This window comes from Streptomyces sp. NPDC004284 (genome assembly GCF_042874035.1).
Lineage (GTDB): Bacteria > Actinomycetota > Actinomycetes > Streptomycetales > Streptomycetaceae > Streptomyces.
This window is the reverse complement of sequence record NZ_JBIAMJ010000002.1, coordinates 782,418-801,053: the sequence shown is the minus strand read 5'-3', so window position 1 is coordinate 801,053 and position 18,636 is coordinate 782,418. Positions and strand designations below refer to the sequence as shown.

Sequence of the window (18,636 nt, the reverse complement as noted above, 5' to 3'; positions counted from 1 at the left end):
TCAGGTTCCGGGGAGGATACGGCGCGTTTCGTAGGCCCACATCGCGATCTCGACCCGGTTGCGGGCGCCGAGTTTGGCCATCAGGCTGGCCAGATGCGTCTTCACCGTGCTGAGGCTGATGTGCAGCACATCGGCGATCTCGGTGTTGGTCAGCCCGCGAGCGACGGCGAGGAGCACCTGCTCCTCGCGGGCGGTGACGGGGGAGACCGGCTGGGCCACGGGCCGGCCGGCGGGCAGGTCCGCGAATGCCTGGAGCAGACGGACGGTGACGCTGGGCGCGATGAGCGCCTCACCGTCGGACGCCGACCGTACGGCCTGCGCCAGAAGGTCCGGCCCCGTGTCCTTGAGGAGGAATCCGCGGGCGCCGGCACGCAGCGCGCCGTAGACGTACTCGTCGAGGTCGAACGTCGTGATGACGACCACGGCCAGCGGGTCGGCGACGCCCGGGCCGGCGACCAGCCGGGTGGCCTCGAGCCCGTCGAGTACGGGCATGCGGATGTCGAACAGGCAGACGTCGGGGCGTAGTTCGCGGGCCAGACGTACCGCTTCCCGCCCGTCGGCGGCCTCGCCGACCACCTCGATGCCGGGCTGGGCGTTCAGAATGATCCGCAACCCGGTGCGGATGATCGTCTGGTCGTCAGCGACGAGGACGCGCATGGACACGGATCTCGTTCCTCGCTCTCGGCAGTTCGGCTTCGACATGCCAGCCCCGGTCGGCACCCGGGCCGGCTCGTAGTGTGCCGCCGAGCAGGGTAGCGCGCTCCCGCAGTCCGGTGAGTCCGTACCCGTCGCGCCCCCGGCCGGTGCGCCGACCGTCGTCGCGCACGCTCACCCGTACCGTGTGCCGTTCCGCGGAGACCCGGACGACGAGCTCGGTCGCGTCGACCGCATGGCGCAGCGCGTTGGTCACCGACTCCTGCACGATGCGGTAGACGGCCGCGTCCAAGGCCGGGGGCAGCGCGTCCAGTTCGCCGTCGAGCCCCAGGTCGACCCTGAGGCGACCACCCGGGGTGCGCACCAGGCGCTCCAGATCCGCGACTCCGGCAGGGGGCGCCAGCTCGGCGCCGACCCCGCGGTCGCGCAGCGCGGCAACCATGGCGCGCATTTCCTCCAGCGTGCGCGCCCCTTCCTCCTCGACCCCCTCCAGCGCCGCGACGGCGGCGGACGGGTCGGTGCCCGCGAGCACCCGGCCCGCCTGGGCGATGATCACCATGGCCGACACGTGGTGGGCCACCGTGTCGTGCAGTTCCCGGGCGAGCTGCTCGCGCTCGCGGGAGCGCACCTGCTCCACCTGCCGCTCGCGAGCGGTCCCCCGGAACCGTACGGCGGCCCCGATCACACCGGGCAGCAGCAGGAAGGCGATGCCCACGAGGTTCTCGAGGAACGGGGTCTCGTCCGTGACGGAACACAGCGCGCCGGCCGCGAGGATCACCGAGGCGCCCAGCACGACCTCGCGTCCCGATCCCCACCGGGGCAGCGCGTACACCAGCACGAGCACGACCGCGCCGGTGTACAGGCCGACGGGCTCGCGCGGTGCGGCGACGAGCGAGGCCACCGGAAGCAGGACCACCGAGCCGAACGCCAGCGTCACCATGGCCAGCGGGTGGGTCCGGCGCCACAGGAGCAGCAGGCACGGCCATACGGCGAGCACCACCGCCACCGGCCGCCACACGACGTTCTCGCGCAGGGTGGCCTCCAGCGCCACACCGGCCAGGCCCGCGGCGAGCAGCGCCCAGTCCCGCCGCACCCGGGCGGGCGCGTCGGGCGGCCGGGGTTCGGTCCACAGGGTTCGCAGGTCGTCTCGGAGCACGGTTCTCAGCGTACGGACTGCGGCGTGCCGCGCATCGGCCGAAAGGACGGGTCGTCACTCCGCCCCGGGGCCGACGGATCCGCGGCCCGCGGGCCGATGCCGCGGAGCGCCGTGGCGACGAGCCTCGGTGTCGGCGGCCGTACAAGGACGGCCGACGAGGTGGTTGGAGGACCCGATGCTCTCGAAAGCCCTGTTGCGCCTGGGCGCAAGCGCCGCCCGCCATCCCTGGCGGGTGATCGCGGCATGGCTGGTCGCCGCCACGCTCGCCGTCCTCGCCGCCGTCGCCTTCGGCGGGCGGACCGCGGACTCGATGACCGCTCCGGGCCTGGACTCCCAGCGGGCCGCGGAACTGATCGAGCGGGCGGGCACCGGACAGGAGGGGATGACCGCCCAAGTGGTCGTCACCCCCCTCGACGGCGGTGCGACGTTCTTCGACGACGGCGCGCGCACCGCTCTCACGCGGCTGCGGGCCGAGGTGAAGCGGCTGCCTCACGTGCTCGGCACGAGCGACCCGGCGGGGGCGCTCGACGCGGGCGGGGACACCGCCGTGCGCGGCGGCCTCGTCTCGGCCGACGGGCGGATCGCGGTCGTCCGGGTGCAGTACCCCGACCAGAGCCGACTGTCGGCCGAAGACCTCGACGCCCTCGTCGAACTCGGCGACCGGCTGCGCGCCGAACTGCCCCTGCGCATCGAGATGGGCGGGAACCTCTTCTACGCCTTCTCCGACCCCGACGGCGGCGCGAGCGAACTGATCGGCCTCCTCGCCGCGGCCGCGATCCTGTTCCTGGCGTTCGGTTCGCTCGTCGCCGCCGCGCTGCCGATCGGCATGGCGGTCTTCGGGCTGACCGTCGGGGTCGCCACGATGACGGTCCTGGCGGGGGTCACGGACGTCCCCGCCTTCGCACCGGTCCTGGGCAGCATGGTCGGGCTCGGAGTGGGCATCGACTACGCGCTGTTCGTGCTCGCCAGGCACCGGGAGTACCTCGCGCGCGGGCTCGATCCCCGCGAGGCGGCGGGGCGAGCGGTGGCCACGGCGGGGCGGCCGGTGGTCTTCGCCGGCGGCACCGTCGTCGTGTCGATCCTCGGCCTGGCGGTCGCGAACGTGCCGTTCATGACGGTGGGCGGGCTCGCCGTCTCGATCGTCGTCCTGATCATGGTGCTCGCGTCGGTGACGCTGCTGCCGGCCTTCCTCGGCGCGGCCGGCCCGCGCCTTGGCCGGGCCGGCCGGATCGGCCGGGCTCTTCGGGCCGGGCGGCTCGGCCGGCGGCAGGGCGCGGCGGCGGGCGCCGTCCCCGCCGCCGGGTGGCGTCGCTGGATCGGGCACGTCAGCCGGCACCCGGTGCCGTACGCGGTCGGCGCCGCGGCGCTGCTGCTGACGGCGACGCTGCCCGTGCTCGGCCTGCGCGTCGGCCTGCCCGACGACGGCTCACTGCCCCACAGCCGTACCGAGCGCCGGGCCTACGACCTCGTCGCCGAGGGGTTCGGCCCGGGCACCAACGGTCCCCTCGTCATCGCCGCGGACCCCACCGGTGATCCGGGAATGCTGGACCGACTCGTCGCGACGGTCGCGGCGGATCCGGGCATCGCATCCGTCGCGCCGACGCACATCGATCGGGCCACCGGCATCGCGACCCTCGTGGTGTTCCCGACCACCGGTCCTCAGGACAAGGCCACGGCCGACACCATCGCCCGGCTGCGCAGCAAGGTGCTGCCCACGGCGATCGGGCACGGCCCGGCCAGGGCCCACGTCGGCGGCGCCGCCGCGAGCCTGTCCGATGTGGGCCGACGCACCAGCCAACGCCTGCCGGTGTTCGTCGCCGCCGTGCTGGCGATGTCGTTCCTGCTGCTGATGCTGGTCTTCCGCTCGGTACTCGTACCGCTCAAGGCGGTGCTGCTGAATCTGCTGAGCATCGGCGCGGCCTACGGCATCATGGTCGCGGTCTTCCAGTGGGGCTGGGGAGGCGCACTCATCGGGCTGGAAGCGACGGTTCCGATCGTGTCGTTCATCCCGATGTTCCTCTTCGCCATCCTGTTCGGCCTGTCGATGGACTACGAGGTGTTCCTCCTCTCCCGCGTACGCGAGGAGTACCTGCGCACCGGCGACAACGGCACGGCGATCGTCGAGGGCGTCTCGCGCACCGCCCGGATCATCACCTCGGCCGCCCTCATCATGGTGGCGGTCTTCCTGTCCTTCGCCGTCGCCGAGGACCCCTCCGCCAAGATGTTCGGGCTCGGCCTGGCCACCGCGATCTTCATCGACGCCACGGTCGTGCGCATGGTGCTGGTACCGGCGACCATGACACTCCTCGGCCGGACCAACTGGTGGCTGCCGAAGTGGCTGGACCGGATGCTTCCCCGCGGCCCGGTCGGCACCGACGACACCGACGCGGAATCCACGGGTGGGGCCCCGCGTCCACGGCTGGTCGACCGTTGACTCGACTCCTGCCCTCCCTTGGCGTCCGGCACCTCGGCGCGCAGTTGGCGGCCTGGTCCTTCTCCTCCGGGATGACCGCCTCGGTACGGCGTTCGCGCAGGTGGGCGCGGATCCCCGGGACGGGCACGCCTTGTCCCCGGCGACCGCGTCCGGCCGGATGCGGTGGTGGACGGTCGACCAGGCGCCGGACTCCGTCGGCATCCCCCGCCACTGCCCGCCCGTCCTGAACCGCCAGATCACGCCCTCGAACTGCTGCCGCAGTCGCTCGGGGTACGGGCCGTACTCGCCGATCGGCAGGTACGGCTCGATGAACTCCCGATCCGGATCGGCCGGTTGCACTCGCGGCGCGTAAGACCGTCTGTCGGACCGGACCGTGCCACGGAGGCACGTCCCGCACATTGATCACGACTCGATACGCGCCCTAAGGGCCGGGGTCGGGCTCCCCGGGGCGGACGCGGCCGAGCAGTGCGGTGAGGAGGACCGCCGTCAGGGTGCCGGCGACGACGCCGCTGCCGAGGATCGTCCGGGCCCAGCCGGGGAACCCCGCGTACAGGTCCGGGCTGAGCAGCGGCAGCAGTCCCACGGTGAGGGCGAGCGCGGCCGTCAGCGAGCCCGGCCCCGTGCCGGACAGATCGGCCCGGCGGAGCATCTCGACGCCCATGACGGCGATCACGGCGTAGACGACGAGGGCGGAGCCGCCCACGACGGCCTCGGGGATGCCCGCCAGGGCCCGGGAGACGGGCGTGGCCAGTCCGAGCACGACGAGGAGCACCCCGGCGCCGGCGGTCACGAAGCGGCTGCGGACCCCGGTGAGCCGGCCGATGCCGATGTTCTCGGCGCTGGTGACCATGAGGGAGGTGCCGAAGAGGCCGCCGACCAGGGACACCAGGGCGTCGGCGCGGGCGACGCGGGGAACGTCCCGCTCGGGGGCGGGAGTCCGGCCGACGGTCTCGCTGTTGAGCACGGTCTGCCCGGTGATCTCGGCCAGCGTGGTGAGGCTGAACACGAGGAGCGGAAGCGCGGCCGCCAGGTCGAACCGCGGTGCGCCGAAGGGCAGGAGCACGGGCAGCGCGAAGCCGCCGCCCGCCGCGGGGCGGAAGGAGCCGAGGCCGGTCGCCACCGCGACGGCGGTTCCCGCCGCCATCCCGAGCAGGACGGAGGTCTGCCGCCAGACGCCGCGCAGGAACACGTACGCGGCGACGGTCGCCGCCACGGTGAGCGCGGCGAGGAGCACCGCGCGCGGCTCGCCCGTGCCGTCCGGCCCGGTCACGAGCCGGGCGGCGACCCGGATCATCGCGACCCCGATGAGCAGCACGGTCACGCCCATGACGAGGGGCGGGAAGAGCCGTACGACCCGGGCGTACAGGGGCAGGACCGCGAGCAGCAGCGCGGCCGCGAGGAGGACCGCGCCGGTGGCGGTCGCCGGTCCGTGTTCCTGGGCGATCTGGAGGAACAGCGCGGTCGCGGCGCCGCCGGGCAGCATGACGAACGGCAGGCGGCCGCCGATCCGCCACACGCCGAGGGACTGGAGCAGGGCGCCCGCGCCGCACAGGAGCAGGACGGTGCTGAGCAGTGAGGCCGTCACGCCGGGCGTCGTCCTCAGGGTGCCGGCGACGAGGAAGACGGTGGAGACGGGGGCGGCGATCATCGCGAGGACGTGCTGGGCCGCGAGGGGGGCCAGGCGCCGCAGCGGGACGGGCGCGTCGACGGCTTCCGCCGTGGGGGCGGAGGCGGGTGCGGTCGTCATGCCGTCTCCTCCAGCCACGGGATCTCCGCCGCGGTGTAGCGGTAGGCGCGGAAGACGGCGTTGGGCTCGGACGGGAAGAGGCCGCGGACCTCGCTCTCGCCGTAGCCGGCGAAGTACGGGACGACGTACTCCCAGCACAGGTAGCCGTCCTTCGTGACCTCGAACAGCCGCCCGGACGGAGAGTCGGTGACGAGCGTGTTGCCGTTCGGCAGGCGCTGCGCGGAGCCCATGAAGGGCGCGAAGAAGAACTCGTGGGCCGGGTCGTGGTACTCCCACACGACGTCGCCGGCGGTCCGGTCGATCTCGATGACGCGGGAGTACGGGACGTCGTGGCCGGGCCGGAAGACGCCGTTGTCGAAGACGAGCAGCCGTCCGTCGTCGAGTTCGGTGGGCGCGTGCTGCTGGCTGACGGTGCCGGGGCGGCTGTGCCAGAGGATCTCGCCGGTGGCGCGGCTGATGACGACGACGGCCGAGACGCTCCGCAGGCTGGCGAGGATGTTGCCGTCGCGCAGGGGCGTGACGCTGTTGATCAGCGGCCAGTGCTCGCGGGCGTAGGCCTCGTGCAGCGGGAAGGAGTCACGGTCGAGGTGCTCGGCGGCGCGCCAGGACCACAGGAGCTCGCCGTCCGGGCCGACCTCCTTGATGGTGTCGGCCCAGACCGCACCGCCTTCGGCCTCGGAGCCGGGCACTCCGCCCCGTACGGCCTCGGCCTCGGCGCCGGTGAGGGGTTCCAGGGCGGTGTAGAGGATGCGGCCGTCGTCGAGGTGGTGGGCGTCGTGGTGCTGGAGGGGGTCCCGGTGCTCGCGCAGCACGGTGCCGTCGGGTGCCGCGCGGAGCATGACGCCGCCCCGGTACTTGTGCCACATGGGGAAGAGGGCCTTCTCCCCCGGGAGCACGCCGTTGTAGGCGAGGGTGCCGTCGGTGAGCAGCCGGGCATGGCGGCCGGGGCGGTACGGGAGGTCCCAGCGGTGGACGGTGCGGCCGTGGAGGTCGATGAGGTGGACCTCGCCGGCGCCGGTGAGCGGGGCGTAGAGGGTGTAGCCCTCGGACGCGGCCGTCTCGTCGAGGGCGATGAGGCCGGTGGGACGTCGGCGGCGTGAGTTCTGGTCGATCGGGGGCACGTCGGAGCTCCTCCTTCAAACTTTCTTTGATGAGAACAACCGACTTTGACGGTAGGGGCGTTGTGTGACGGGCGTGTGTCGGGAGTACGAAACCGTCTCCGGGTCCGCGCGGTGCGCCGCGTAAGGTGCCGTCAGGCGTCCGCCGGGCGCCGGAGGGGAAGGACGGGACATCCATGGAGGCCGCGAACACACCGAGGGTGGGCGCCGCCGTGCGCCGCCGGCGCCGGGCACTCGATCTGACGCTCGCCGAGGTGGCGCGGAGCAGCGGGCTCTCGTCCCCGTTCCTCAGCCAGATCGAGAACGACCGGGCGCGCCCCAGCATGCGTTCGCTCCAGCGGATCGCGGACGCCCTCGGCACCACGGCGGTCCAGCTGCTCGCCGCCTCCGACACGACCCGTACGGTCGACGTGGTGCGCGCGGACGACGACAGCGGCCTCGACCGGGAGGCGCGCGTGCGGCCGGTGGTGCGCGGCCGTCACCAGCTGCACGCCCTCGAGTTCGTCGGCGCGCACGAGGCGGACCGCGAGTTCCGGCACCGCAACGACGAGCTGCTGTACGTGGCGGACGGCGCGGTGGAGGTGGAGGCCGACGGCCGCGTCCACCGGCTGGGGCGCGGGGACACGCTGCTGCTGTCCGGCGGCGTCCGCCACCGCTGGCGCACCACCGAACCGGGCTCACGGGTCCTGGCGGTCGCGATCGGCGACCACGTGGAGGTGCTGGAGACCTGAGAGCCCGGACACGGACGGCCCGGCGGGCGGGCCTCAGGCCTCGCGGGCGCCCTCGTACAGGGCCTCGACGAGCTCGGCGTACTCGCGCTCCACGACGGGCCGCTTGACCTTGAGGCTCGGGGTGAGCTCGCCGTGTTCGACGTCGAGGTCGCGCGGCAGGACCGCGAACTTCTTGATCGTCTGCCAGCGCTGGAGGTCGCCGTTGACGCGCCGCACGAAGCCGTCGATCAGGGCGTGCACCTCCGGCGAGGAGACGACCTCGGCGTAGCCGCGGCCCCCGAGGCCGTGCGACGCCGCCCAGGGCATGATCGCGCTCTCGTCGAGGGCGATCAGGGCGGTGCAGTAGTTGCGGCCGTTGCCGATGACCAGGATGTTGCTGACGAACGGGCAGACCGCCTTGAACCGGCCCTCGATCTCCGTGGGCGCCACGTACTTGCCGCCCGAGGTCTTGAACAGATCCTTCTTGCGGTCGGTGATCCGGACGAAGCCCTCCGCGTCGATCTCGCCGATGTCCCCCGTGCGGAACCAGCCGTCGCTCTCCAGGACTTCGGCGGTCTTCTCCGGAAGGTTGTGGTAGCCGCGCATGACTCCGGGGCCCCGCAGCAGGATCTCCCCGTCCTCGGCGATGCGGACCTCGGTGCCCGGCAGGGGCCTGCCGACCGTGCCCACCCGGTAGTCGTCGGCCGGGTTGACCGTGCAGGCCGCGCTGGTCTCGGTCAGGCCGTAGCCCTCCAGGACGGGCACGCCCGCGCCGGCGAAGAAGTACGCGATGTCGGGGGCGAGCGCGGCGCTGCCCGAGGCGCTGCCGCGCAGCGCGCCCCCGAACGCCGCCCGGATCTTTCCGTAGACCAGCCTGTCGGCGAGCGCGTGCCGGACGCCGAGCCACAGGGGCACCTTGCGGCTCCCCGTCGCCACCAGGCTCTCCTGCCCGGTCCTGGCGTGGTCGCGGGCGACCTTCGCCGCCCACAGGAAGATCTTGTACTTGGCGCCGCCCTCGGCCCTCGCCTTCGCCGCGATGCCGTTGTAGACCTTCTCGAAGACCCTCGGCGCCGAGGCCATCACGGTGGGCCGGACGACGGGCAGGTTGGTGATGATGCGGTCGACGCGCCCGTCCACCGCGATCACGTGTCCGGTCCGCACCTGACCGGAGATGAGGGCGTTGCCGAAGACGTGGGACAGCGGCAGCCACAGGAACTGCACGTCGTCGGGTTCGAGCAGCCCGCTGACCTCCTGTGCGACGCCCTGGTAGGACCAGCAGTCGTGCACCAGGCGCACGCCCTTCGGGCGGCCGGTCGTGCCGGAGGTGTAGATCAGGGTGGCGAGCTGCTCGGGTTCGATGGCCTCGACCGTCGCGCGGATCGCCTCCGGGTGCTCCTGGAGGTACGCCGTGCCGCGCTTCTCCAGCTCGGCGAGGCTCAGCACCTCGAGCCCCTCGACCGGGGGAAGGTCCGCCTCCGGGTCGAAGAGGATCGCGTGGCCGAGCCCGGGCAGCCGGTCGGCGTGTTCGACGACCTTGGCCAGTTGCTCGGCGTTCTCGACGAAGACCGCCCGGCTGTCGGAGTCGGCGAGGATGTACGCCGTCTCGTCGGCGTTGGTGCTCGGGTAGACGGCGGTCGCGGCGGCGCCCGCGCACATCACGCCCAGATCGGCGAGGATCCACTCCACCCGGGTCGCGGAGGAGATGGCCACCCGCTCCTCGGTCCGCAGCCCGAGGGCGAGCAGCCCGGCCGCGATCGCCGTCACGCGCTCGGCGGTCTGGGCCCAGGTCAGCGAGCGCCACTCCTCCGTTCCGGAGGCGCCGTGGCCCACCGCCACCGGGTGGCGGTAGGCCTCCCGGTCAGGTGTGGCCGCGACCCGCGAGAGGAAGAGGTGCGCCACCGAGGGCGGCCGGTCGTCGAGCAGGGACTGCGCGGAACTCATGGCGGCCTCCGGACCCGGTGCGCCCGCCAACTCTCTTGACCGGCGGGTAACTTGAACGCTGGGGTGAGGCTAAGGGGAAACCCTCCGCCGCGTAAGGGGTCGGCGCCCGTCCGTCTTCCGCTCCTACGGTCGAAGCCCCCAGGAGCCCGGGCCCCGGTCGTCGAGCAGCGCGCAGACGAACTGCTCCTCGACCGCGCGCAGCCGGGTCAGCAGGGCCGGGTCCGTCGTGACCTGGCTGGAGACCGAGACCGTCACCGTGCGCCGGCCGTCCCTCGTCGACGCGGCGAACTGCGTGTAGCCGGGGGTGTTGCCGGTGTGACCGAGGACCGTGCCGCAGCGGGTGGTGTAGCGGAAGAGCCCCAGACCGGCCGCGTTGGCGCCGGGGCCGGCCGGTTCGGAGGCTCCGCCGGGGAGGAAGTCCTGCTGGGCGCGGCGGGTGGCGGGGGTCAGCAGCTCCGGTCCCGCGTAGCCGCCGATGAACCTGCTCAGGTCGGCGGGGGTGGAGACGATGCCGCCCGACGCCCAGGCGCCGGAGGCGCTGACCGCCTCGCTCACGTCCTCCGGCTGCTCGCCGGGGGCGGTGAAGTAGCCGTGCAGGAAGGGGCGCGGAAGCAGGTAGCCCTGGGGGAGGCTGGTCTCCGTCAGGCCGAGCGGGCGGTACACGAGCTGTCGCAGCAGCGATTCGTACGGGCGGCCGGTGACCCGTTCCGCCATCAGGGCGACCGCGATGTTGTCCGAGTTGGAGTAGGCGTAGCGGCTGCCCGGCGGGAAGGCGAGCGGCTGGTCGGCCACGAAGTCGAGGAGGCGGCGGGAGTCGAAGTGGTGGCGGGGGTCTGCGCGGACGATGTCCTGGAAGGCCTGGCTCTTGCTGAAGTCCGGAAGTCCACTGGTGTGCTGGAGCAGTTGACGTAGCGTCACCGCATGCCAGGCGGACGGAAGTTGGGGCAGGACACGGCCGATCGTGTCGTCCAGGTCCAGGGCGCGCCGGTCGACCAGACTCAGCGCGACCGCACCGCTGAAGGCCTTGGCGACGCTGGCGATGCGCATGTGGTCCTCGACCCCGGGCGGGCGTCCCGTGCCGACCTCGGCCGTACCGGCCCGGTAGACCCGCCGTACGCCGTCCCGCGTGAGGACCACGATCGCGCCGGGCGGCCCGCCGGGTGCCGCCACCAGGTCGGCGAGGGCCCGCTGGAGCGCCGGGTCGCCGTGCCCGGAGCCGTACGGGGCGGGGCCCGCCGGAACCGCCGCGGGAGCCGAAGCTCGGCCCGACAGGGCCGGTGGCGCGGCGCCGGCCGGTGTCGTCGCGGTGCCGCCCAGGACGGCGGCCGCCACGAGCGTCCCGGCGGCGGCCGTACGGAATCGGCGCCTCGGGCGGGGTCCGGTGCGGCCACGGGCGGAGCTCGTGGAGTTCCGTCCGGCGGACGCGGTGGGGACACGGCGGGGCATGCGCTACCTCCTCGGTTGCGGGACCGGGGACGGCGGACCGTGTCCGTGGCGCGGATCCGGCCGGGCGAACGGCCGTCCGGGCCCTCGTCGGCCACCGGACCGCCGTCTGTCCCAGGGTCCGGCCACCGTCTCGCGGTACGGGCTCTGCCGCGCGCCGCCTGCGCCATCCGGCCCACACCGGCCTGAGGGGGCGGGTCCCTCAGCGGGTGGAACCGGCTTCGCCGGCCCCGGTGCGGTAGCCGACGGCGACCAGGACCGTGGCGACCAGGACGACCGCGCCCGCCGTGCGCAGCGCCGGGCTCATCGCGTCGGCGAAGGACCCCGCGCGGGCGTCGGCGGCGTGGACGGCGAGCACGGTGCCGGTGACGGCCACGCCGAGGGCCGCGCCCATCTCCCTCGCCGAGGTGCCGAGGCCCGAACCGAGGCCGGCCCGGTGCGCGGGGAGGGAGGAGACGACGCCGACCGTCAGGGCCGGCATGCACAGGCCGGTTCCCGCCGAGATCACGAGGAGCCAGCAGGCGTACAGCGCGTACGGCGTGGCCGCGCCGGCGGTGGAGGCGCCCAGGAGTCCGGCGCCGATCAGGAAAAGGCCGGTGGCGACGGTGGGGCGCGGTCCCGAGGCGGCCTGCCAGCGGGTGGCGACCTTGGGGAAGACGGCCATGCCGAGGGTGAGCGGGACGATGGCGAGGCCGGTGACGGCGGGGCCGTACCCCTTGACGTACTGCAGGTACTGCGAGTTGGCGTAGAAGAGCGAGAAGAGGCCGAAGAAGCCGGTGGCCGTGCCGAGGACGGCGGCGCGCAGCCTCCGGGAGCGGAAGACCCGCGGGTCGAACAGGGCGGCCGGCGAGCGGAGCGCGTACCAGGTGAACAGGCCGGTCAGGGCCGCGCCCACCGTGAAGAGGACGAGGATGCGGGGTGAGGTCCAGCCGTACGCCGGGCCTTCGATGATGCCCGCGAGGAGGGCGACCAGGGCCGCGACGAGGAGCAGGGTGCCGCGGGGGTCGGGGTGTCCGTGCGGGGAGCGTTCGGTGCGCGGCACGGCGACCGCGACGGTCAGGGCGAGCAGCGCGCCCAGGGGGACCATCACCCAGAACAGGGCCCGCCAGGAGAGGAATTGGCCGACCGCTCCCCCGCCGGCGTTGCCCACGAGGCCGCCCAGGCCGATGGCGAGGGTCCAGGAGGCGAGCGCCCGGGCCCGGTGTTCCGGTCCGGCGAGCTGCACGAGGATCGACATGGTCGCGGGCGTGATGCAGGCGGCCCCGGCGCCGGACACCCCGCGGCCGGCGATCAGCAGCGCGGGCGACGCGGCCAGGGCGCTGAGCGTGGCCCCGGCGGTGAACAGGACGAGTCCGGCGAGCAGTACGCCCTTGCGGCCCCGGCGGTCGCCCAACGCCCCGGCGGGGATGAGCAGTCCGGCGAAGACGATGACGTACGCGTCCACCGTCCACAGCAGCTCGGTGGCGGACGGGTGGAGGGAGGAGGCGGCGAGTTGGGGGATGAGGAGGTTGATGGCGGCGACCATGCTCTGCGCGACGAGGACGCAGGCGCACAGGGCGAGCAGGGTCGACCTCTTGAGCGGGCTCGGCGGGGTGCCGGCCGGGGCGGTGGAGGGCGGTGCGAGGGCAGGCGAGGACATGGCTCCTCCGGGGAGCGTCGTGGTGAGGGGGTGTGCGCCCACCGTAGGCTCGGCCCGTGGATTACTTCCAGTGCATCTTTCGCAAGGGGTGAGTGCGCATGACGCAATCGACGGACCCGACCGGCCTCGACCTCAATCTCCTCCTCGCCCTCGACGTCCTCCTGGAGGAACAGAGCGTGCGCGGCGCGGCCCGGCGGCTGCATCTGTCCGAGCCGGCCACCAGCCGCACCCTGGGCCGGATCCGCAAGGCGCTCGGCGATCCGATCCTGGTGCGCGCCGGGCGCGCGATGGTGCCGACGCCGTACGCGCTGTCCGTACGGGCCGAGGTCGGCGCGGTCGTGGAGCGGGCCAGGGCGCTGTTCGCGGCGTCGGGCCCCACCGATCTCCGTACCGTCGCGCGCACGTTCACGGTGCTCGGCCAGGACTCCCATCCCGCGCTGCTCGGCCCCGCGCTGCTCGACCGTGCCGGACGCGAGGCCCCGCAGGTGCGGCTGCGGTTCCTGAACGAGAGCCACATCGACGCGCCGACGCTGCGGGAGGGCGTCGCCGACCTGGAGATCGGCGTCATCGACACCGTCCATCCCGAGGTGCACACCGAGCACGTCCTGGACGACCGCATGCTCGCGGTCGTCCGGGCGGGACACCCGCTGCTCCGGGGGCGCCTGACACGGCGGAGGTTCGCGGTGGACGCGGACCATCTGGTCGTCTCGCGCCGGGGACGGCTGCACGGCCCCATCGACACCGCGCTGGCCGAGCACGGGCTGCGGCGGCGGGTCGTCGCGAGCGTCGGCACGTACCCGGCGTCGCTGTTCCTCCTCCGCGACACCGACCTCGTCGGCCTGATCGGCGCGCGGAGCCGCTCGCTGGCCGATGCCCTCGGCCTGGTCGCCTTCGACGTCCCCCTCGACCTGCCGCCCCTGCCGGTCGGCCTCGCCTGGCATCCGCGTCACGACGCCGACCCTGCGCACACCTGGCTGCGCGGCTGCGTGCGGGACCTGCTGCTGGACCGTTCCGGCTGATGTCCGCTCTGGCCGCCGGGCCGGCCGCCCCGCGAGAATGCCCCTCATGACCGATGATGCAGCAGCGGCACCGGCGGAGCAGGACGCCGTCCGCGTCGAGCGCGACGGACCCGTGACCACGGTGGTCCTCTCGCGGCCCGCCGCCCGCAACGCCGTGGACGGGCCGACGGCCTCCCGACTGGCCGACGCCTTCCGCGCGTTCGAGGCCGACGAGGAGGCCGCGGTCGCGGTGCTGTGGGGCGAGGGCGGCACGTTCTGCGCGGGCGCCGACCTCAAGGCCGTCGGCACCGAGCGCGGGAACCGGGTGGCCCCCGACGGCGACGGCCCGATGGGGCCGACCCGGCTGCGGCTGACCAAGCCGGTCATCGCGGCCGTCGCCGGTCACGCCGTGGCCGGCGGCCTCGAACTGGCCCTCTGGTGCGACCTGCGCGTGGTCGAGGAGGACGCGGTCTTCGGGGTGTTCTGCCGCCGATGGGGAGTGCCCCTGATCGACGGCGGTACGGTCCGGCTGCCCCGGCTGATCGGCGAGAGCCGCGCCATGGACCTGATCCTGACCGGCCGACCGGTCCCGGCGACCGAGGCCTATGAGATCGGGCTCGCCAACCGTCTCGTGCCGAAGGGCCGTGCCCGGGCCGCCGCGGAGGAACTCGCCCGGGAGATCGCCGCCTTCCCCCGACTGTGCCTGCGCCACGACCGCCTGTCCGTCCGGGAACAGCACGGCCTTCCCGAACCCGAGGCCCTCGCGGCCGAACTGCGGCACGGCATGGTGCCCCTGTCGGCCGGCGAGACCCTGTCGGGCGCCGCGCGCTTCGCGGCCGGGGCGGGACGGCACGGGTCGTTCACCGGCTGAGCCCTCCCGTCCCCGCGGTTCCGCGTCCCGCCGGCTGACAGGCGGGAGCGGCCGCGCCCGGGGCGGCCGGGCCCCTGGTCGATCATCCAGTCCTCCGGCCTGCGGGTTTGCGGTTTTCCGGCGTCCGCACCAGTCGTTTCCCCTCCCTCTCCCGGGCTTCACTGGCTGAAAAGCGGTGACCGGGAGGCGTGGGGAGACATGGACCTGAACACGGTGACGGACGTACGGGACGCGCGGCTGCGTGAGCCGTGGCGTCCCGGTGACGCGTGGCTCGGCGGGGGCACGTACCTGTTCTCGGAGCCGCAGCCGCATCTGCGGCGGCTGATCGATCTGAGCCGGATGGGGTGGGAGCCGCTCACGCGGCACGCGGACGGCTCTCTGGAGATCGCCGCGACCTGCACGGTCGCCCGACTGTCCCGGTACGGGCGGACGACGGACGCTCCGGCGGCGCCGCTGTTCGAGCAGTGCTGCCGGGCCTTCCTCGCCTCGTTCAAGATCTGGAACATGGCGACCGTCGGCGGGAACCTGTGCAACGGGCTTCCGGCCGGGCCGATGATCTCGCTGACCGCCGCGCTCGACGGCGTGTGCCTGCTCCGGGCTCAGGACGGCTCGTCGCGCCGGGTGAAGGTGGTGGACTTCGTCACGGGAGCCGGGCGCAAGGACCTCGCGGAGGGCGAGCTGCTGCGTTCGGTCACGCTGCCGGGGCGGGCCCTCGGCTGTCGCACGGCCTTCCGGCAGGCCTCCTTGTACGGGCTCGGCCGTTCGGGTGCCCTGGTCGTCGGGGCGCTCGATCCGGTCGACGGTTCGCTGGCGGTGACGATCAGCGCGGCGACGGTGCGGCCCTTCCGGCTCTGGTTCCCGCTGCCTCCGACGCGCGAGGCGCTGCGGGCGGCGATCGCGGCCGCCGTCCGGGAGGAGGACTGGTTCGACGACATCCACGGACTGCCCGAGTGGCGGCGGCACATGGGGTTCCGCCTCGCGGAGGAAGTGCGCCGCGAACTGGTCCGTGGCGTCGGGGAGGACGCCCGATGAGCTTCCACGTCCGTGTCAACGACCGGCCCTTCGACGACGAGCCGCGGCCCGGGCAGTGTCTGCGCACGTATCTGCGCGAGCGCGGCTGGTTCGGGGTGAAGAAGGGCTGTGACGCCGGGGACTGCGGCGCCTGCACCGTGCATGTCGACGGGGAACCGGTGCACAGCTGCCTGTATCCGGCGGTGCGGGCCGAGGGGCGGGCCGTGACGACCGTCGAGGGGCTCGCCTCGCCGGACGGCGAACTGCACCCGGTGCAGCGGAGGTTCCTCGACGCGCAGGGCTACCAGTGCGGTTTCTGCACGGCCGGTTTCCTCATGACGACCGCCGCCCTGGAGGCCGAGCGGGGTTCCGCCCACGACGACGGCAAGCTGGACGACCTGCCGCGGGCGTTCAAGGGCAACATCTGCCGCTGCACCGGCTATCGGGCGATCGAGGACGCCGTGCGCGGGGTGAAGCACGTCGAACGGCCCTGCGCGGGAAAGGCGGTCGGGAAGAACGTGGGCGCGCCCGCCGGACCCGAGGTCGTCACGGGGCGGGCCCGCTACACCTTCGACGTCGAGGTCCCGGGCCTGCTGCACATGAAGCTGCTGCGCTCCCCGCACCCGCACGCCCGGATCGTCGCGATCGACACCGCGGCCGCGCTCCGCGTGCCGGGGGTGCGCGCCGTGCTCACCCACGAGGACGCGCCCGCGACCCGGTACTCCAGCGCCCGCCACGAGCACCCCACGGAGGACCCGGACGACACCCGCGTCCTGGACGACGTCGTCCGGTACGTCGGGCAGCGGGTCGCCGCCGTCGTCGCCGACAGCGAGCGGGCCGCCGAGGAGGGATGCCGCCGGATCGAGGTGACGTACGAGGAACTCCCCCACGTCACCGACCCGGAGGAGGCGATGCGGCCGGGCGCGCCCCGGCTCCACGGGGACAAGGGCCCGGAGGCGCGGATCGCCCGCGCGGAGAACAACGTGGCGGGCGAGGCGCACGGGGAGATCGGCGACGTCGAGCGGGGGTTCGCCGAGTCGGACGTCGTGTACGAGGAGACCTTCCGCACCCAGCGCGTGCAGCACGCCAGCCTGGAGACCCACGGCTGCGTCGCGTACTTCGAGCCGAAGGAGAACGGCACGGGCGAGCGGCTGACCGTCCGCTCCTCCACCCAGACCCCGTTCCTGACGCGGCGCGCCCTGTGCGCGCTGTACGGCCTGCCGGAGGACGGGGTGCGGGTGGTCGCGGGCCGCGTGGGCGGCGGCTTCGGCGGCAAGCAGGAGATGCTCACCGAGGACGTCGTGGCCCTGGCCGCGCTGAAGCTGCGGCGACCGGTGAAGCTGGAGTACACCCGCGCCGAGCAGTTCCACGGAGCCACCACCCGGCACCCCTTCACCATCGGCGTCAAGGCGGGTGCCCGCGCGGACGGCACCCTGACGGCCCTGCGGATGCGGGTCGTGTCGAACACGGGTGCGTACGGCAACCACGGGCCGGCCGTCATGTTCCACAGCGTCGGCGAGTCCTTCGCCGTCTACCGCGCCCCGCACAAGAAGGTCGAGGCGTACTCCGTCTACACCAACGTCGTCCCGGCGGGCGCCTTCCGCGGCTACGGGCTCGGCCAGGTCACCTTCGCCGTCGAGTCCGTGATGGACGAGCTGGCCCGCCGCCTCGGCATGGACCCCCTCGTCTTCCGCGAGAAGAACGTCATCGGTCCCGGCGAGGCCATGCGCAGTCCGATCGGCGAGGAGGAGGACCTCCACATCGCCTCCTACGGGCTCGACCAGTGCCTGTCGGTCGTGCGGAAGGCCATCGCCGAGGACCGCAGCGCCGAGGAGGCCCCCGAGGGGTGGCTCGTCGGCCAGGGCACCGGGATGGCGATGATCGCGACCGGGCCGCCCGGCGGCCACTACGCCGACGCCCGTGTGTCCCTCCTGGAGGACGGGACGTACGACATCGCCGTCGGCACCGCCGAGTTCGGCAACGGCACCACCACCGTCCACGAACAGATCACCGCCGGCGCCCTGAACACCACCGAGGACCGCCTCGTCGTCCGGCAGTCCGACACCGACGTCGTGCGCCACGACACCGGCGCCTTCGGCTCGGCCGGCACGGTCGTCGCGGGCAAGGCCGTCCTCCTCGCCGCCCAGGCGCTCGCGGAGCGGCTGCGCACCCTCGCCGCCCGCCACACCGGCGTCGCCCGGCACCTGTGCGTGCTGGGCCCCGAGGCCGTCGACTGCGCGGGCCGGGCCGTGCCCCTCAAGGAGCTGTACGAGGCGGGGCACGCGCTCGGCGCGACGGAGGAGCTGGCGGCGGACGGGCACTGGGGCGGCTCGCCGCGGTCGGTGGCCTTCAACGCCCAGTGGTTCCGGGTCGCCGTCGATCCGGGCAGTGGGGAGATCCGGATCCTGCGGAGCGTGCACGCCGCCGACGCCGGCAAGGTCATGAACCCGATGCAGTGCCGCGGACAGGTCGAGGGCGGTGTCGCCCAGGCGCTCGGCGCCACCCTCTTCGAGAACGTGCGGACCGACGAGCGGGGCGAGGTCACCACGGCCGCGTTCCGCCGCTACCGGCTCCCCCAGTACGCCGACGTGCCCCGTACCGAGGTCCACTTCACCGAGACGTCCGACGCCATCGGCCCGCTCGGCGCCAAGTCCATGAGCGAGAGCCCGTTCAACCCCGTCGCCCCCGCGTTCGCCAACGCCCTGCGCGACGCGACCGGCATCCGCTTCACCGAACTGCCCGTCACCCGTGACCGGTTGTGGCTCGCGCTCGACCGCCGGGCGCGTGGCGTTGGTGGTTGAACCTGGAGGATGCGCCCACCCGTCTCGTATCAAGCTCACACATGCACGGCCAGCAGGCCGATTTGACGGGCAGTCATGGTTCTCGTTCCGCGCGGTCGGGTATCACTGGGCGC

Annotated in this window: 13 protein-coding genes and 1 pseudogene; 6 read left to right on the top strand and 8 right to left on the bottom strand. The window is 73.7% G+C overall.

Translation table 11 applies throughout. From position 1 onward, the window contains the following. Both ACFYUS_RS08730 and ACFYUS_RS08725 read right to left on the bottom strand, forming a co-directional pair. The gene (locus ACFYUS_RS08730; RefSeq protein WP_388847358.1) at window positions 1-663 is read right to left on the bottom strand and encodes a response regulator; all 663 of its coding nucleotides are present in this window, start codon (window positions 661-663) and stop codon (window positions 1-3) included. Next, window positions 638-1,810 carry a sensor histidine kinase gene (locus tag ACFYUS_RS08725; protein WP_388847356.1) on the bottom strand — a complete coding sequence of 391 codons (1,173 nt, stop codon included), beginning with the start codon at window positions 1,808-1,810 and terminating at the stop codon, window positions 638-640. Before ACFYUS_RS08725 ends, ACFYUS_RS08730 begins: the two co-directional genes overlap by 26 nt. A gap of 175 nt (window positions 1,811-1,985) precedes the next feature. On the opposite strand from ACFYUS_RS08725, the gene ACFYUS_RS08720 reads away from it, so the two are divergent. Continuing rightward, the gene (locus ACFYUS_RS08720; protein WP_388847354.1) at window positions 1,986-4,244 is read left to right on the top strand and encodes an MMPL family transporter; all 2,259 of its coding nucleotides are present in this window, start codon (window positions 1,986-1,988) and stop codon (window positions 4,242-4,244) included. Between the two features lie 153 nt (window positions 4,245-4,397). On the opposite strand, the pseudogene ACFYUS_RS08715 reads toward ACFYUS_RS08720, so the two are convergent. From ACFYUS_RS08715 to ACFYUS_RS08705, 3 genes and pseudogenes are all read right to left on the bottom strand, one after another. Further along, window positions 4,398-4,583, bottom strand: a pseudogene (locus ACFYUS_RS08715) (transposase); the annotation flags it as partial. An 82-nt stretch (window positions 4,584-4,665) separates the two neighbouring features. Then, entirely contained in the window at window positions 4,666-5,991 is a 1,326-nt protein-coding gene (locus tag ACFYUS_RS08710) for a uracil-xanthine permease family protein (RefSeq protein WP_388847352.1), read from the bottom strand. Continuing rightward, window positions 5,988-7,112, bottom strand: a complete 1,125-nt coding sequence (locus ACFYUS_RS08705; RefSeq protein WP_388847350.1) for an aryl-sulfate sulfotransferase — start codon at window positions 7,110-7,112, stop codon at window positions 5,988-5,990. Before ACFYUS_RS08705 ends, ACFYUS_RS08710 begins: the two co-directional genes overlap by 4 nt. A 173-nt stretch (window positions 7,113-7,285) precedes the next feature. Here ACFYUS_RS08705 and ACFYUS_RS08700 point away from each other — a divergent pair, with 173 nt between their 5' ends. After that, window positions 7,286-7,840: a helix-turn-helix domain-containing protein gene (locus tag ACFYUS_RS08700; RefSeq protein ID WP_388847348.1), complete on the top strand. Its 555-nt coding sequence runs from the start codon at window positions 7,286-7,288 to the stop codon at window positions 7,838-7,840. A gap of 33 nt (window positions 7,841-7,873) precedes the next feature. Here the strand turns inward: ACFYUS_RS08700 and ACFYUS_RS08695 are convergent, their stop codons facing one another. The 3 genes from ACFYUS_RS08695 to ACFYUS_RS08685 all read right to left on the bottom strand — a co-directional run bounded on the left by ACFYUS_RS08695 (window position 7,874) and on the right by ACFYUS_RS08685 (window position 12,842). Beyond that, the gene (locus ACFYUS_RS08695; RefSeq protein WP_388847346.1) at window positions 7,874-9,760 is read right to left on the bottom strand and encodes an AMP-dependent synthetase/ligase; all 1,887 of its coding nucleotides are present in this window, start codon (window positions 9,758-9,760) and stop codon (window positions 7,874-7,876) included. A gap of 123 nt (window positions 9,761-9,883) precedes the next feature. Further along, complete coding sequence (locus ACFYUS_RS08690; protein WP_388847344.1) at window positions 9,884-11,206, bottom strand: serine hydrolase domain-containing protein; 1,323 nt, start codon at window positions 11,204-11,206, stop codon at window positions 9,884-9,886. A gap of 199 nt (window positions 11,207-11,405) precedes the next feature. Then, window positions 11,406-12,842 carry an MFS transporter gene (locus ACFYUS_RS08685; protein WP_388847341.1) on the bottom strand — a complete coding sequence of 479 codons (1,437 nt, stop codon included), beginning with the start codon at window positions 12,840-12,842 and terminating at the stop codon, window positions 11,406-11,408. 98 nt (window positions 12,843-12,940) lie between these two features. Here ACFYUS_RS08685 and ACFYUS_RS08680 point away from each other — a divergent pair, with 98 nt between their 5' ends. The 4 genes from ACFYUS_RS08680 (at window position 12,941) to ACFYUS_RS08665 (ending at window position 18,523) form a co-directional block, all read left to right on the top strand. Then, window positions 12,941-13,861: a LysR family transcriptional regulator gene (locus ACFYUS_RS08680; protein ID WP_388847339.1), complete on the top strand. Its 921-nt coding sequence runs from the start codon at window positions 12,941-12,943 to the stop codon at window positions 13,859-13,861. A gap of 46 nt (window positions 13,862-13,907) precedes the next feature. Further along, window positions 13,908-14,711, top strand: coding sequence for a crotonase/enoyl-CoA hydratase family protein (locus ACFYUS_RS08675; RefSeq protein ID WP_388847337.1), 804 nt, complete (start codon window positions 13,908-13,910; stop codon window positions 14,709-14,711). Between the two features lie 198 nt (window positions 14,712-14,909). Next, the gene (locus ACFYUS_RS08670) at window positions 14,910-15,743 is read left to right on the top strand and encodes an FAD binding domain-containing protein (RefSeq protein ID WP_388847335.1); all 834 of its coding nucleotides are present in this window, start codon (window positions 14,910-14,912) and stop codon (window positions 15,741-15,743) included. After that, a complete protein-coding gene (locus ACFYUS_RS08665; protein WP_388847333.1) occupies window positions 15,740-18,523 on the top strand; it encodes a molybdopterin-dependent oxidoreductase in 2,784 nt (927 codons plus the stop codon). The genes ACFYUS_RS08670 and ACFYUS_RS08665 overlap by 4 nt, the downstream gene beginning before the upstream one ends. The last annotated feature ends 113 nt before the right edge of the window (window positions 18,524-18,636 follow it).